At 65.0% G+C, this 15,890-nt stretch carries 11 protein-coding genes; 8 read left to right on the top strand and 3 right to left on the bottom strand.

Features of this window, described 5'->3' with window-relative positions; genetic code table 11:
- Positions 1-125: 125 nt before the first annotated feature.
- Complete coding sequence (locus ACVOLI_RS03580; RefSeq protein ID WP_481533554.1) at positions 126-2,558, bottom strand: TonB-dependent receptor plug domain-containing protein; 2,433 nt, start codon at positions 2,556-2,558, stop codon at positions 126-128.
- Between the two features lie 219 nt (positions 2,559-2,777).
- Here ACVOLI_RS03580 and ACVOLI_RS03575 point away from each other — a divergent pair, with 219 nt between their 5' ends.
- The 6 genes from ACVOLI_RS03575 to ACVOLI_RS03550 all read left to right on the top strand — a co-directional run bounded on the left by ACVOLI_RS03575 (position 2,778) and on the right by ACVOLI_RS03550 (position 11,065).
- On the top strand, positions 2,778-3,251 hold the full coding sequence (locus ACVOLI_RS03575; RefSeq protein WP_481533553.1) for a DUF3574 domain-containing protein: 474 nt from the start codon (positions 2,778-2,780) through the stop codon (positions 3,249-3,251).
- A gap of 55 nt (positions 3,252-3,306) precedes the next feature.
- On the top strand, positions 3,307-4,200 hold the full coding sequence (locus ACVOLI_RS03570) for an XAC2610-related protein (RefSeq protein ID WP_481533552.1): 894 nt from the start codon (positions 3,307-3,309) through the stop codon (positions 4,198-4,200).
- Positions 4,201-4,263: 63 nt separating this feature from the next.
- Positions 4,264-5,841: a hypothetical protein gene (locus ACVOLI_RS03565; protein ID WP_481533551.1), complete on the top strand. Its 1,578-nt coding sequence runs from the start codon at positions 4,264-4,266 to the stop codon at positions 5,839-5,841.
- A gap of 77 nt (positions 5,842-5,918) precedes the next feature.
- Positions 5,919-6,731 carry a DUF3014 domain-containing protein gene (locus ACVOLI_RS03560; RefSeq protein WP_481533550.1) on the top strand — a complete coding sequence of 271 codons (813 nt, stop codon included), beginning with the start codon at positions 5,919-5,921 and terminating at the stop codon, positions 6,729-6,731.
- Between the two features lie 177 nt (positions 6,732-6,908).
- A complete protein-coding gene (clpB, locus tag ACVOLI_RS03555) occupies positions 6,909-9,497 on the top strand; it encodes an ATP-dependent chaperone ClpB (RefSeq protein ID WP_481533549.1) in 2,589 nt (862 codons plus the stop codon).
- Between the two features lie 281 nt (positions 9,498-9,778).
- On the top strand, positions 9,779-11,065 hold the full coding sequence (locus ACVOLI_RS03550) for an O-acetylhomoserine aminocarboxypropyltransferase/cysteine synthase family protein (protein WP_481533548.1): 1,287 nt from the start codon (positions 9,779-9,781) through the stop codon (positions 11,063-11,065).
- Positions 11,066-11,250: 185 nt separating this feature from the next.
- On the opposite strand, the gene ACVOLI_RS03545 is transcribed toward ACVOLI_RS03550, so the two are convergent.
- Entirely contained in the window at positions 11,251-11,901 is a 651-nt protein-coding gene (locus tag ACVOLI_RS03545; RefSeq protein WP_481533547.1) for an NAD(P)-dependent oxidoreductase, read from the bottom strand.
- Between the two features lie 120 nt (positions 11,902-12,021).
- On the opposite strand from ACVOLI_RS03545, the gene ACVOLI_RS03540 reads away from it, so the two are divergent.
- Positions 12,022-12,948 carry a LysR family transcriptional regulator gene (locus tag ACVOLI_RS03540; protein WP_282269281.1) on the top strand — a complete coding sequence of 309 codons (927 nt, stop codon included), beginning with the start codon at positions 12,022-12,024 and terminating at the stop codon, positions 12,946-12,948.
- 44 nt (positions 12,949-12,992) lie between these two features.
- Positions 12,993-13,871, top strand: coding sequence for an AraC family transcriptional regulator (locus ACVOLI_RS03535; RefSeq protein ID WP_481533546.1), 879 nt, complete (start codon positions 12,993-12,995; stop codon positions 13,869-13,871).
- Here ACVOLI_RS03535 and ybaL read toward each other — a convergent pair.
- Positions 13,847-15,559 (bottom strand): YbaL family putative K(+) efflux transporter, encoded by a 1,713-nt coding sequence (gene ybaL / locus ACVOLI_RS03530; RefSeq protein ID WP_481533545.1) that lies wholly within the window; start codon positions 15,557-15,559, stop codon positions 13,847-13,849. The genes ACVOLI_RS03535 and ybaL overlap by 25 nt on opposite strands.
- Positions 15,560-15,890: the final 331 nt, after the last annotated feature.

Raw genomic sequence — 15,890 nt, 5'->3', positions numbered from 1 at the left:
CCCGCGCGCGGGAGAGGGGCTAGTGCACTACGAGCTCAAGCGTTCTGAGCCCCTCTCCCGCGCGCGGGAGAGGGGTTGGGGTGAGGGGAAGCTCTAAGCAAGCAATCCCGCACTAAACACCCAAATCAGAACGTAAACCGCACCCGCCCATACCAATAAGCACCATTGCTGCCAATCGGCGACAACACGTCATACGGCAGGTTGCCGAAGTAGTAGATGTCTTCGTTCGACTTGTCCGGGTAGTTGTCGGTCAGGTTCTGCCCGCCGATCGCCACGCTCCACTGCGGCGTGATGCGGTACTCGACTTCCGCATCCAACTGCCATTCGGCCTGGTAGGTCTGGGTCGGGACGTAGCCGCCACCAAAATCGAACACGCGCTTGGCGCTGCCATGACGGCTGACGCGGCTGCTCAGCGACCAGCTGTCATTGGCCCAGCTGGCGGCGAACTGCGCGCGGGTGCGCGGTGCGGCGTCGGTCAGCGTATTGCTCTCCTCCACGCCGAACAGCACGTAGTCCGGGTTCAGTGCCAGCAGCTGCGAAGGCGTGGCGACGACATTCTTCAGCTCGGTCTTGGCGTAGCTCCAGGTGCCGGTCAACAGCAGCTCGCCGTCACCCAGCGACTGCCGCCAGTTGCCGACGAACTCGGCGCCACGGGTGCGCGTATCGGCGGCGTTGACGAAGTAGTGCGCGCTTTCCAGCCCACCGATGCCGAACTGCTGCTGCACGAAATCGGTCAGTGCATCGCCGGTGATGCTCTCCGACAGTGCGATACGGTCATCGATATCGATCTGGAACAGGTCCAGCGACAGGTCGAAGTGGCTGCCGATCTGGCTGGTGAAGCCGAGGCTGTAGTTGATCGACTTTTCCGGCTTCAGGTCAGTAGCGCCCAAGGCACGTGCGATCGGATTGTTCACCGACAGCAGACGGCCCTGCACCAGCTGGCCACCGGCGGTGTAACCGGTCGAGGTGGACTCGTAGCCGATCTGGCTCAGCGACGGCGCGTGGAAGTTGTTGGAGACCGAACCACGCAGCGCGAATGCCGGTGCGAAGGCATAGCGCGCACCGATCTTGCCGGTCAGTTCGCCGCCGAAATCTTCGTAATGCTCATAGCGGGCGGCGATATCGGTGGAGAACTTCTCGCCGAAGGTCGAGGACAGGCTGGTGTAGGCACTGATCACATCGCGCGACAGATCGGCCTCGTCCTGCGGGGTCAGGCCACCGCCGGCCTGCGAGCCGGTCGGGCGGTCGGTATACGGGCCGGCGGCATAGCTGGCCGGGTCGCCGGCGCCGGTTTCATAGCGCTCGTGACGGCCTTCGATGCCGAAGCCAAGGCTGTGGGTGTCATTGCTGCGTACGAAGAGGCGGCCGAAATCGAGGTTGGCCACGGTCTGCGTGAAGCTGAAATCGGCGGTCTTGAAGCTTGTAGGGCTGGTCGGTCCGAGCGAGGCGTTGAGTGAGTTGCGCAGGCGATAGGTGAACTCGTTGCGGCCGTGGTCAAGGCTGGCGTCGTAGTTCCATTCGCCCAGCTCGCCGCGAGCACCGGCCACCAGCTGCACATCCAGGTTCTCGCCTTCGGAGATCGGGCGGTAGCCGTTCGGGTACAGCTCCTTCCAGTTGGCCTCGCCATCAGGGTAACGGAAGTAATTGGCGCCTTCGGTATCGCGCTGGTTGTAGGTGCCGAAGGCGTAGGCCTTGGAGGCGGCGCCGAACGGGATTTCGGCATTGAACCAGGCGTTGAGGTCCTTGCTGGCGCCATCGCCAAGTGAGTAATTGCGCTTGCCGGCCAGGGCCAGATTGTCCGGGGTCTGCGCTTCCCACGGCGGGATCTGGTCGAAGCCGGCACGGTTGGTGGCTTCGCGGTTTTTCAGTTCCAGGCCGACGCGCAGGAAGCCGCCGTCGTCGGTCAGCGCGGTGCCGACCTTGGCGCTGAAGAAGCTGGTCTGGCCATCGGTCAGGGTGCGGTCGATCGGCTTCAGGTCGGTGTGGTGCGCGCCGAAGCTGGCCTCAATGGCGCCGCCTTCCGGCGCGTCGTCGAGGATAACGTTGATCACGCCGGCCACCGCATCGGAGCCATACAGCGCGCCGGCGCCGTCACGCAGCACCTCGATGCGCTTGATTGCGCTGACCGGGATGGCATTGAAGTCCACCGGCGTGGTGCCCTTGCCGATCTTGCTGTCGGTGTTGACCAGGGCGCTGTTATGGCGGCGCTTGCCGTTGATCAGCACCAGCACATGGTCGGGTGACAGGCCGCGCAGCTGGGCGGCGCGGATGTGGTCGGCACCGCCGGAGTTGGACTGGCGCGGGAAGTTGAACGAGGGCAGCAGCGCCTGCAGCGCGCTGCCCAGCTCACCGTTGACCACGCCGGCCTTGCGGATGTCCTCGGCGCTGAGCACGTCCACCGGCGAGGTGGACTCCAGCACGGTGCGGTCCACGGCGCGGGTGCCGGTGACGATCACCGTATCCAGATTGGTCGCCTGCTGGGCGTCCTGGGCAAAAGCGGGGGAAGACAGCGCCAGCGCGATGGCCAGGCCGAGCGGGGCCGAGGTGGGGCGGGACATGGGAACTCCAGAAACTGTGGGAAAAGCGGGACGTGGGGGAGGCGCGGATGGTGGAAAGGTTTCAGATAACACTTACATCCATCCGGATGAAGCGATATATTATCTTCGCGTTAACGGCGGCCGCGATGCAAGTCCTGCTGGCAATTGGCTGATAACCAAACGCGATATCCCCTGCGGTGCCTTGGATGCCACCGTGTCGTTCCTGTCCGGAGGTTTTCCATGAAGTTGCACGCAGTCCTGTTGCCCCTGTTGTTTGCCGTTGCCGGAGCTGCCCACGCCGCTCCACCTGCTGCCGAGCCTGCACCCAGTGCCCAATTGCACGGTGATGCCGCGCGACCGGCCGAAGCCGGTGGCTGGGTGCGCAGCGAGCTGTATTTCGGCGTTGGCGAGGAAACTGGCCCGTCGGCACGTGAGCAGACCGATGTGATCAGCGATGCGCAGTGGCGCGCCTTCCTCGACAAGGAAGTCACCCCGCGATTCCCCGATGGCCTGACCGTGTTCGATGCCTACGGCCAGTGGCTGTTCCGCGGTGCCCCGGAGCCTAACCGGCTGCGCACCAAGGTACTGGTGATCCTGCATGAGGACAGCCCGCAGCGCCGCAACGACATCGAAGCCATCCGCCTGGCGTGGAAGCAGGCAACCAGGCACCAGTCGGTGCTGTGGTCGCGGCAGCCGGTCGAGGTTTCGTTCTGATCCGCACTGGATCGGCTAGCCTGCGGGCAGCCTCCAACCGCAGATGAGCTTCTCGATGATGTCCCTGATATCCACGTCCCGCTGCCGTTTTTCCACGCGCGGCTTGCTGATTGCAGCGGTTTCGCTGCTGGCAGCGCCGGCATTCGCGGCAGATGACAGCGAGATCCGCTTCGAGGTCGCTGCCGGCGTCAGCGCGCATGCGCGCTTGCTCGGCGACGGCAGCGTGGAGGTGGGCACCAGCCGCTCACCGGCCCGGCAGGTGCTGCCTGCGTCCACGAACGAGGAAGGCGGCGGCACGCGGCTGGGCCACGCCGACTACAACTTCGACGGTTACCAGGATCTGGACACCAGTGCGACGCTGGGCCAGGTCAACGAATCGGTCACGGTTTACCTGTACGAGCCGGCCAGTGGCCAGTTCCGCGCGTTGGCCGCACCTGAGGCCCCGGAGATCAGCTGTGAAGGTTTCTGGTCGCTGACCCCGGACCCGGCCACACGCACGTTGAGCAGCAGCTGCCGCAGTGGGCCCATGTGGTACAGCGATATCTACCGCTTTGCGGGCGACAAGGTCTACCTGTACCGCTCGATGCGCAACGCCTTCCTCGACACCGAAGCGCTCGCGCAGGTGTTGGCGCTGGCCGAAGTGGAAGATGCGGAGATCCTCACGGTGTGGAGCACCTGGGATGCCGCAGGCAAGCGGCTCGAAACCGCCATCTGGAATGCCTTCGATCCGCCGCTGAAGGACGCCCCGATGCCGGGCCGCAGCGCATCGGTGGTGCCGGACAAGCTGCTGCTGTACAGCCGGGCCGGTGACACCTCGACCAAGCGCTACCTGCTCAAGGGCGACCGCGTCGAGCTGCTGGACGAAGCCGATGGCTGGTTGCAGCTGCGTTACCGCAATCCCAGCCGTGGCCCGGTGCTGGGCTGGGTGAAACTGCCCACGAACGAATGATCTGTTCCATCCGCACGCATTTTCCCGGCGTTACCATCGCTCCGCATTCCTGACGATATCCCCATGAATTCTTCTGCATCCGCATCCCGTCCACGTTGGTTCGTCGCTGGCGATCTCAATGGCTTCTTCGGCCTGGTGGTCGACAACCTGTCAATCCTCGGCTTCATCGCGATGGCGCTGGTCGGCATCTTCCAGTTCCCGGCCGATGTGGTGTTCGGCCGCATGTTCCCGGGCACCGCCTTCGGCGTGTTGATCGGCAACCTGATGTACACGGTGATGGCGCGCCGTCTGGCTGTCCGCACTGGCCGTGATGACGTCACCGCGATGCCGTTGGGTCTGGATGCACCGACCAGCATCGGCATGGCGCTGCTGGTGCTGGGCCCGGCCTTCGTCGGCTTCAAGCAGCTGGGCATGGACCCGCAGGCCGCGGCGATGGCGACCTGGAAGCTGGGCATGGCCTCGCTGGTGGTGATGGGCCTGCTCAAGCTGGTGCTGTCCTTCGTCGGCGATGCGGTTACCCGCCACGTGCCGCGTGCGGCGCTGCTCGGCTCCATCGGTGGTGCAGCGCTGACCCTGCTCGGCTTCCTGCCGCTGATCGAGAGCATGCGCCAGCCGTTGGTCGGTCTGGTCACGCTGGGTGTGTTGCTTTATGTGCTGGTTGCGCGTGGCGTGGTGCCGCTGCGTTTGCCGGGTGTGCTGTTCGCGCTGCTGGTTGGTGTGGTGCTGTATTACGGGCTGGGCGCGGCGGGCGCACTGACCGGCTTCCAGTGGCCGCCGGCCATCTCCTTCGCCGTGGCCTTGCCGCTGCCGACGCTGGGCTTCGTCGAAGGCCTGCCGTTGACCGTGCCATACCTGTCGCTGCTGCTGCCGTTCGGCCTGCTGATGGTGGTGGGTGGTATCAACGTGGCGGAGAGTGCACGCGCTGCCGGTGACGACTACCGCACCCGCGACATCCTGCTGGTCGAGGCCATTGCCACGCTGATCGCCGGCGTCTGCGGCGGTGTCGCACAGACCACGCCATACATCGGCCAGCCGGCCTACAAGCGCCTGGGTGCACGCACCGGCTACACGCTGTTGACCGGCCTGTTCATCGGTATCGGCGGCATGCTCGGCGTGGTTGCCGGGTTGGTGCAGTGGCTGCCGGTGGCGGTGTTGGCACCAATCATCGTCTTCGTCGGCCTGGACATCACCGTGCAGGCCTTCCAGCAGACCAAGCGTGAGCATGCGATCGCGGTCGCGTTGGCCTTCCTGCCGGCGATTGCCTACCTGATCAACATCAAGTTCGGCACCTGGGTGGCGCCGGATGCGGCGGCTGCGCTGTATGCAGCGGTCGACGGCCATGGCCTGTCGGATGTGGCTACGCTGCAGTTGCTGGGCAATGGTTTCATCATCTCCGCGATGATCTGGGCGGCAGCACTGGTGGCCTTGATCGAGCGGCGTGCTGGCGTCGCGGTGAGTCTGCTGTTCGTGGCTGCCGCGCTGAGTGCGTTCGGCGTGATCCATTCCACCGATCCGCGCGGCGGCATCTACCTGCCGTGGCAGCTGGACGGCCTGCGCCAGGCCATCACCTTGCAGGTGAGCGCTGCCTACGCGGTACTGGCGGTCGTTATCGGCCTGATGTCACTGCAGAAACAGCGTTGATGCATGGGGCTTGAACCGCAGGGGAACCCGGCGGGATAAACAGGGTCACACCATCACGTGCAATAAAGGTGCAAGTGATGCAGAAGCGCAAAGCAGTGTGGCCCTGGGCAGTGGTTGGCGTCGTCGCGGTTGGCGGCGCGGCATGGTGGATGTTCCGTGATGACGTGGCGCAGCTGCGGCAGGCAACGCCAACCGTTGCTCCGCTGGTGGATAGCCCGGCTACACCGGCCATCCAACCGCCGGCTACGCCCGAGCCAGCGGCTGAGCCGAAATATCCGCTTGACGTGGCGGCCGACCCGGCCTTGCCGGCCCTGGCCGACAGCGACGCCTCCGTCTGGCAGGCCTTGAACGGTTTGTTCCCCGCAGATGCCTTGGCCGTGCTGCTGCGTGAGCAGCTGATCCAGCGCGTGGTGGTGCATGTGGACAACCTCACCCAGCCCAGCCTGCCAGGGGCGGCGATGGCCGTGCGGCCGTTGCCGGGCGCGCTGCAGGTGGAGCAGGGCGGTGCTGGCGGTGAGCAGTTGGCAGCCGCCAATGCCACGCGCTATGCGCCTTACGTGGATGCCTTTACCCGTGCCGATGCGGGCGCGGTAGCGGCTGCTTACAAACGCTTCTATCCCTTGCTGCAGCAGGCCTATCGCGATATCGGTCATCCCGATGGTTATTTCAACGACAGGCTGGTGGTGGTGATCGACCACCTGTTGCAGACCCCCGAGCCGGCCCGTCCGCTGGCGGTGGAGCCGGATGGCAAGGGCCGTTATCGCTTCGTCGATCCGGCCCTGCAGTCGCTGTCGATCGGGCAGAAAGCCTTGCTGCGCATGGATGCCAGCCAGCAACAGGCGGTGAAGCAGCAGCTGCGGGCGCTGCGCGCGGCGATCACGCGCGGCTGAGCCGCGCTGCCGCTTGCGTTGGATCAAGGTTGCGGTGACGGCAGCTGGTGATACTGGAGCGGGATTGCGATTGCAGCTGAACAAGGACGCTATTCACCCTTGAATCACGCCGTTGCAACCGCATCTGAATCAGTATCGCCAGCACTGCTGGCCTCCCAACTTTGAGGAAGAAGACCCATGCGGATGGACAAGCTCACCTCCAATTTCCAGAAAGCCTTGGCGGATGCCCAGTCGCTGGCGGTTGGCCGTGATAACAACATCATCGAGCCGGTGCATGTGCTCAGCGCGCTGCTCGATCAGCCCGGTGGCAGCAGCCGGCCCTTGCTGGCCCAGGCCGGCGTCAACGTGCCGGTGCTGCGCGAGCGGCTGACCGAGGCGCTCGATGCACTGCCCAAGGTGTCCGGCCAGGCCGGCAGCCTGTCGATGGGCAACGATCTCAATCGCCTGCTCAACAACACCGACAAGCTGGCCCAGCAGCACAACGACCAGTTCATCGCCAGCGAGTGGTTCCTGCTGGCGGCGGTGGACGATGGCGGCCCGGCCGGCATGGCCCTGCGTGCTGCGGGCGCTGACAAGAACAAAGTAAAAGCCGCGATCGACAAGCTGCGCGGCGGAGAAACCGTGCAAAGCGAAAACGCCGAAGAGCAGCGCCAGGCGCTGGAAAAGTACACCATCGACCTGACCGCACGTGCCGAGAGCGGCAAGCTCGACCCGGTGATTGGCCGCGACGAAGAGATCCGCCGCACCATCCAGGTGCTGCAGCGCCGTACCAAGAACAACCCGGTGCTGATCGGTGAACCCGGCGTGGGCAAGACCGCGATCGTCGAAGGTCTGGCCCAGCGCATCATCAACGACGAAGTGCCCGAGGGTTTGCGCGGCAAGCGCGTGCTCTCGCTGGACATGGGCGCGCTGATTGCCGGTGCCAAGTTCCGCGGCGAGTTCGAAGAGCGGCTAAAGGCCGTGCTCAATGACCTGTCCAAGAACGAAGGCCAGATCATCCTGTTCATCGACGAACTGCACACCATGGTCGGCGCCGGCAAGGGTGACGGTGCGATGGATGCGGGCAACATGCTCAAGCCCGCGCTTGCGCGTGGCGAACTGCATTGCATCGGCGCCACCACGCTGGACGAATACCGCCAGTACATCGAGAAGGATGCCGCGCTGGAGCGCCGCTTCCAGAAGGTATTTGTCGGTGAGCCGACGGTGGAGGACACCATCGCCATCCTGCGTGGCCTGAAGGAACGTTACGCGGTGCACCACGGTGTGGAGATCACCGACCCGGCCGTGGTTGCGGCGGCGACCTTGTCGAATCGCTACATCACCGACCGGCAGCTGCCGGACAAGGCCATCGACCTGATGGACGAGGCCGCCTCGCGCATCCGCATGGAGATCGACTCCAAGCCGGAAGAACTTGATCGTCTGGAACGCCGTCTGATCCAGCTCAAGATCCAGCGCGAAATGCTGAAGAAGGAGAAGGACGATGCCTCGCGCAAGCGCCTGGCCGATCTGGAAGCCGACATCGACACGCTGGAGCGTGAGTTCTCCGACCTCAACGAAATCTGGAAGTCGGAGAAGGCCGCGCTGCAGGGCGCGACCAAGATCAAGGAGCAGGTCGAGAAGGCAAAACTTGACCTGGAAGCCGCGCAGCGTCGACAGGACTTCGCCAAGATGAGCGAGATCCAGTACGGCCTGCTGCCGAACCTGGAGAAGCAGCTGCAGGCCGCGCAGGAGATGGAGCGCGAGGACTTCAAGCTGGTGCAGGACAAGGTGACCGACGAGGAAATCGCCGAGGTCGTCTCGCGCTGGACCGGTATTCCGGTCAGCAAGATGCTCGAAGGCGAGCGCGACAAGCTGCTGCGCATGGAAGACATGCTGCACAACCGCGTGGTTGGCCAGGAAGAAGCGATCCGCGTGGTCTCCGACGCGGTGCGGCGTTCGCGCGCCGGCCTGTCGGACCCGAACCGTCCGAGTGGCTCCTTCCTGTTCTTGGGCCCGACCGGCGTCGGCAAGACCGAACTGACCAAGGCGCTGGCCGACTTCCTGTTCGATTCGCCCGACGCGATGGTGCGCATCGACATGAGTGAGTTCATGGAGAAGCACAGCGTGTCGCGCCTGATCGGTGCGCCCCCGGGTTATGTGGGCTACGAAGAAGGTGGCTACCTGACCGAGGCGGTGCGTCGTCGCCCGTACAGCGTGATCCTGCTGGACGAAGTAGAGAAGGCGCATCCGGATGTGTTCAACATCTTGCTGCAGGTGCTGGATGACGGTCGTTTGACCGACGGCCAGGGCCGCACCGTGGACTTCCGCAACACCGTCATCGTGATGACCTCGAACCTGGGCTCGCACCAGATCCAGGACATGAGCGGCGACGACAGCCCGGAAGCCTATACGCAGATGAAGGCAGCGGTGATGGGCGTGGTGCAGGCGCACTTCCGTCCGGAGTTCATCAACCGCCTGGACGACATCGTCGTGTTCCACCCGCTGGACAAGCAGCAGATCAAGCAGATCGCACGCATCCAGATGCGTGGACTGGAGAAGCGCCTGGGCGAGCGTGGTTTGCGCCTGGAGGTGTCGGATTCGGCCTTCGATGTGCTGGGCAATGTTGGCTTCGACCCGATCTATGGCGCGCGGCCCTTGAAGCGTGCGATCCAGGCCCAGCTGGAAAATCCGTTGGCGCAGAAGATCCTGGCCGGCGAGTTCGCCAGCGGCGACACCATCAAGGTGGAAGCTGGTGGTGGCGGGCAGTTGCAGTTTGGCAAGGGCTGAAAGCCGGAGCCAACGCTTCAAAAGCTTTAAGAGCTGCCCTCACCCCAACCCCTCTCCCGCACGCGGGAGAGGGGCTAGTGCAGGGGCAGCTGACGCGATCCGAGCCCCTCTCCCGTTTACGGGAGAGGGGTTGGGGTGAGGGGAAGCTTCTAGCTAGAGATGCACGCTTCAAAAAAAAGCATCAGCACATAACGCCCCCTCACAAGTAACCCCTGCAACCGTCCACCGGTTGCCATCCATCCTCGGCTATCGTCAGCGGTCACTCCTTAGCGAGCACTCCGATGACCGATCCGCAGTGGAAGCCTGAAACCATCGCCGTGCACGGCGGCTATTCCCCCGATCCGACCACCCGCGCAGTCGCGGTGCCGATCTACCAGACCGTTGCCTACGCCTTCGACGACACCCAGCACGGTGCCGATCTGTTCGACCTCAAGGTCCAGGGCAATATCTATACCCGCATCATGAACCCCACCACCGATGTGCTGGAAAAGCGCATCGCGGCCTTGGAAGGCGGCATCGGTGCGTTGGCGCTGGCCTCGGGCCAGGCCGCGATCACCTACGCCATCCAGACCATTGCCGAGGCCGGCGACAATATCCTGGCTTCCAGCGCGCTGTACGGCGGCACCTACAACCTGTTCGCGCATACGCTGCCGCAGTTTGGCATCCAGACCCGCTTTGCCGATTACCGCGATCCGCAGGCCTTCGCAGCCTTGATCGACGAGCGCACCAAGGCGGTGTTCGTCGAATCCATCGGCAACCCGCGCGGCAACGTCACCGATATCGAAGCCATCGCCAAGATCGCGCATGCGCATGGTGTGCCGGTGATCGTCGACAACACTGTCGCCACGCCGTACCTGCAGCGTTCCTTCGATTTCGGCGCGGATATCGTGGTGCATTCCTTGACCAAGTATCTCGGCGGCCACGGCACCAGCCTTGGCGGTGCCATCGTCGATTCCGGTCGCTTCCCGTGGGCCGAGCACAAGGAACGCTTCCCGCGCCTCAATACGCCGGATGTGAGTTACCACGGCGTGGTCTATACCGAAGCACTGGGCCCGGCGGCCTTCATTGGCCGTGCCCGCGTGGTGCCGTTGCGCAACATGGGCGCGGCGATTTCACCGTTCAACGCGTTCCAGATCCTGCAGGGCATCGAGACGCTGGCGCTGCGCATGGACCGGATCAACAGCAATACGCTGGCGGTGGCCAATTACCTGCAGAAGCACGCGAAGGTCGCGTGGGTGAACTACGCTGCATTGCCTGATCATCCGGAGCATGCGCTGGTGCAGAAGTACCTGCGCGGGCAGGGCTCTGGCGTGCTGACGTTTGGCCTGCCGGGTGGGCGTGAGGCCGGGGCGCGTTTCCTTGATGCGCTGCAGCTGTTCACGCGGCTGGTGAATCTTGGTGATGCCAAGTCCTTGGCGACGCATCCGGCGTCCACCACGCATCGGCAGTTGGATGCGGCGGAATTGGAGAAGGCCGGGGTGACGCTGGATACCGTGCGCCTGTCGGTGGGCATCGAACATATCGATGACTTGCTGGCGGATCTGGAGCAGGCGTTGGCTGGGGCTTGAGAAGCGGCTCGGACGCTGCAGAGGAAAGTCAGGAGCTGGGTCTGCTTGCTAGAAGCTGACCTCACCCCAACCCCTCTCCCGCGCGCGGGAGAGGGGCTAGTGGACTACGAGCGCCAGCAATGCGAGCCCCTCTCCCGCTTGCGGGAGAGGGGTTGGGGTGAGGGGGAGCTTCTAGCGCAAGAAACTCACCAGGCAACCGTAAACCGCTGGCCAACATGCTTCGGCGCGTCCAGCTCATCCACCACCGCCACTGCCAGATCCGCTGCACTGATCGTGCCCGGGCCGTCGCCGGTGCTCAGCGGGGTCTCGCCGCCAACCCGGTACGTGCCGGTGCGCTCGGTCGCGCTGCCCGGATGGAAGGCAACCGGCGGGCTCAGCTGGGTCCAGTCCAACGACGTCTCGTTGCGCAGCTCGGTCAGCGCATCACGCGCCGCGCTGGCGCCGGGATAGATCGCGGCCGGGAAGCTGGGCGAGTCCACAAGCTGGGTGCCGTCCGCTGCGTACAGGCTGCCGGCACCGCCAATCACGATGTAACGCTTCACGCCTGCAGCCTTGGTGCCGGCGACGATTGCACGGGTGCCTTGAAGGAACTCATTGTACAGGTCCGGGTTGGCCCAGCCTGCGTTGTAGGCGCTGATCACGGCATCGGTACCGGCAACGGCGGCGTGCACTTCATCGGCATTGCGCACATCGGCCTTGGTCACCTGCAAGTGCGGGCGGGCTTCCAGCTTGGCCGGGTCGCGGACCAGCGCGGTCACGTCATGGCCGCGGGCCAGCAGTTCGTCGAGTACGGCCTTGCCGACAAAGCCGGTGGCACCGATCAGGGCAACTTTCATGGGAACGTCCTTGGGGTGGGGAATGACGCCAGTGTCCCCCCAAGTCGGCGTCGGCGGCAGTCGCAAAAAATCACAATCACCTTGAAGCTGTGCTTCACAATGGCGGCACGGAGGTGGCCGATGGACAGTGTCAAACGGATGGCCTTGTTCGCCCAGGTGGTGCAGCACGGTTCGATGAGTGCGGCGGCGCGGGCGCTGGGCATGAGTACCTCGGCGGTCAGTCAGCAGGTACGCGCGTTGGAGCAGGACGCTGGTGTGGCCCTGCTGCACCGCTCGACGCGGCGTCTGGCGCTGACCGACGTCGGCAGCCGCTACTACGCCGCCTGTGCGCGCCTGCTGGATGCAGCGGGCGAGGCGGAGGCCGAACTGTCGGCCGCCCGGCAGGCACCCAGCGGCGAGCTGCGCCTGTCTGCGCCGCTGGGCATGGCCGCGCACATCGGCCCAGCCTTGGGCGGCTGGCTGCAGGACAACCCACAGCTGCGCCTGCACCTGTTCTTCGACGATGGCTGGACCGATCTGCTGCAGGCGCGCATTGATCTTGCGCTGCGCTTCGGCCAGTTGCCGGACAGTGACTGGATGGCGCAACGCCTGGGCAGCCTGCAGCGCTGGCCGTGCGCGGCGCCGGCCTGGCTGCAGCGGCACGGCGTTCCCGACGATCCGCTGCAGGTGCCGGCGGCGGAATGGCTGGGCATGCCGCAGGTGCCCGGTCTGGTCTGGCATCAGCGGGAGAGTGGCGAGGAGCGCCTGGTGCCCGCGCACCCGCGTATCGCCAGCCAGAACCAACCGGCGGTACTGCGTCTGTGCGAAGCCGGATTGGGAGTGGCGGTGCTGACCAGTCTGGATGCGGCGCCGCTGCTGGAATCTGGCAGCCTGCAGCGCTTGTTGCCGGAGTGGGAGGTACCGTCGTTGCCGGTGTGGGCAGTCACCCCGCATCGGCAGACCCAGCCGGCCAAGGTGCGCCAGGCCATCGTGTTGCTGCAGGATCATCTGACGGGTCTGCCCGGTGCGGATGCCGGGTTTGCGCAAGATCGGAAACGCCGCCGCTGAGCAGGCGCGCTGCAATAGCTCCACCAGCCAACGGAGATGCCGCAATGAAAGCCAATGTCGCGCAGTTGCCACGCCTGGACCGGGTCGTCGCTTGCCTGCAGCAAAGCATCGATGTCGGCGGGCCATTGCCGGATCTGGATGCACTGGCGGCCATTGCCCATTACTCGCCGTTTCACTTCCACCGCGTGTATCGCGCGCTGACTGGCGAAACCATTGGCCGCACCGTGCAGCGGCTGCGCGTGGTCAAGGCCTTGCAGCGGCTTGCGCATAGCGATGCCAGTGTCACCGAGATCGCGCTGTTGGCGGGTTATGACACACCACAAGCCTTGGCACGAGTGCTGCGCGAAACCGTGGATGCCAGCGCCAGTGAGCTGCGGGAAGATCCCAGGCGTTTGGCTGCCAGTATCGAGCAGCTGTCACGGCCATTGCCGCCAGCCGAAAAACCCGCGCCGCTGAGCGTGGAAGTCGTCACCCTGGAACCCTTCGAAGTGGTGGCACTGCGCGCGCGCGGGGCCTTCGACGATCTGGATGGCGTGTTCGGCGAACTGTTCGGCTGGGCCGCGGAGCAGGGCCTGGTTGAGCAGCTGCAGCAGCTGATCGGCGTGCCGCTGGGCGACCACCGCGAGCTGCCTGCCGAGGAGCTGCTGTTCGATTGCGCGCTTGCGCTGGATGCGGAACTGCCGGCGTTGCCGGAATCGCTGCAGCGCCTGGTTCTTGGCGGCGGCCGCGTGGCGCGGCTGCGCCATGTCGGCAGCTACTCGCTGCTGGAAGATGCCACCGATCAGCTGCTGCGTGACTGGTTGCCGGGCAGCGGCCACGCCCTGCGCGATGCACCGCTGCATTACCACTTCCTCGACGACCCGGAAGTAGTCCCCGAGGCCATCCTGCGTGCCGATATCTACGTGCCGCTGGCCGCCGGCTGAGGCATTCCCGGGCGCAGGCTGCGGTAGGGCGGGGTGGACATGATCATTTCCGCCAGCGAATAGGCCAGCTCGCGCTCGGCCATCACCGTGCCATCGGCGCCGTGGTCGAGCAGGTGCTTGACCTCGGCATCGCTGTGCGCGCGCGCGAGCAGGGTCAGGTTGGGGTTGATGGCGCGCAGCTTGGCCAGCACTTCACCTGATTCCAGCGGCTGCGGAATCGCCAGCACCGCAATCGTCGCGCGCTCGGGATGCGCCTCGGCCAGCACCTTGTCCGAGGCGGCACTGCCACGAATGCCGGGAATACCGGCAGCGTGCGCACGTTCCACATGCTCGCGGTTGTCATCGATCACCAGAACCGGCACACCGCGGTCACGCAGCACCTGTGCCAGCTCGCTGCCAACCCGGCCATAGCCGACCACGATGGCGTGGTCCTGCAGGTCCAGCGACGGGCCTGGGGGGATGTCCGGCACTTCCAGTACCGGCGTGGTTTCCTTGTGGCGTGCCTGCCAGCGGTCGAGCAGGCCGAACACCACCGGGTTGAGCATGATCGACACCAGCGCGCCGGCCAGCACCAGCGATTGCCCGGCTGGCGGCAGGATCTTCAATGCCACGCCGAGGCCGGCGATGATGAAGGCGAACTCGCCGATCTGCGCCAGCGAGGCGGAAATGGTCAGCGCGGTGCTCTTGGAATGGCCGAAGGCGCGCACGATGAAGAAGGCCGCGGCCGACTTGCCGACCATGATGATCAGCACCGTCGCCAGCACCTGCCATGGGTGCTCGACGATGATCATCGGGTTGAACAACATGCCCACGGAGACAAAGAACAGCACCGCGAACGCATCGCGCAGCGGCAGTGAATCGTGTGCGGCCTTGTGGCTGAGCTCGGACTCGTTAAGCATCATGCCGGCGAAGAACGCACCCAGCGCGAACGACACGCCGAACAAGGCAGCAGCGCCGAACGCCACACCCAGGGCAATCGCCAGCACGCACAGGGTGAACAGTTCGCGCGAACCAGTGCCGGCCACTTTCTCCAGCACCCACGGAATGACGCGGCGGCCGACCACCAGCATCACCGCTACGAACAGGCCCAACTGCACGAAGGTCCAGCCAATCGAAGCCAGCAGCCCGCCGATGGACAGCTCCTTGCCGTTGGCCTCGGGGCCGAACACGTCGGCGATCACCGGCATCATCACCAGTGCCAGCACACAGGCCAGGTCCTCCACGATCAACCAGCCGACCGCGATCTTGCCGCGCGTGGTTTCCAGCAGGCGGCGTTCTTCCATGGCCCGCAGCAGCACCACGGTGGAGGCGGTGGCCAGCGAGAAGCCGAAGATCACGCCGTGCAGCACCGGCCAGCCCATCAGCGTGGCCACGCCCCAGCCGAGCAGGGTGGCGACCAGGATCTGGCCGATGGCGCCGGGGATGGCGATGGCCTTGACCGCCATCAGGTCTTTCAACGAGAAGTGCAGGCCTACCCCGAACATCAGCAGCATCACACCGATCTCGGCCAGCTGGTTGGCCAGCGCCTGGTCGGCGACAAAGCCCGGCGTGAACGGCCCCACGATGACACCGGCCACCAGATAGCCCACCAGCGGCGACAGCCGCAGTTTGTTGGCCAGGGCACCAAGCACGAAGGCCAGGCCCAAACCGATGGCAATCATGTTGATCAGGGCGGTGTCATGGTGCATCAGGGCTCGCTGGGTCAGGTGGGGGTGGTTTGATTCTAAAGGGGCTGGTGGCTTGGGTGCGGGGAAATATATGAAAAATCTGGGTTTTTATGTCCCACGGAATTGGATCGATGGGATTTGGGGCTGGCCAGATCAAGGGCGAAGGCAAAGGCACCCCTCCCCAGCCCTCCCCTTGCCTGCGGCAAAGGGAGGGGGCGGTCCGCGCGAACGGTTGGATTGCGGGCTTTGCCGTTAACTCCCTCCCTTTGCCGCAGGCAAGGGGAGGGCTGGGGAGGGGTAACGCCTTGCTCCAGCTCAGTAAAGATGCCGCGGTCTCCCGGGGCATCTTCCT

The organism is Stenotrophomonas sp. STEN029 (assembly GCF_056760015.1).
This window is presented reverse-complemented; position numbering and strand designations above follow the sequence as displayed.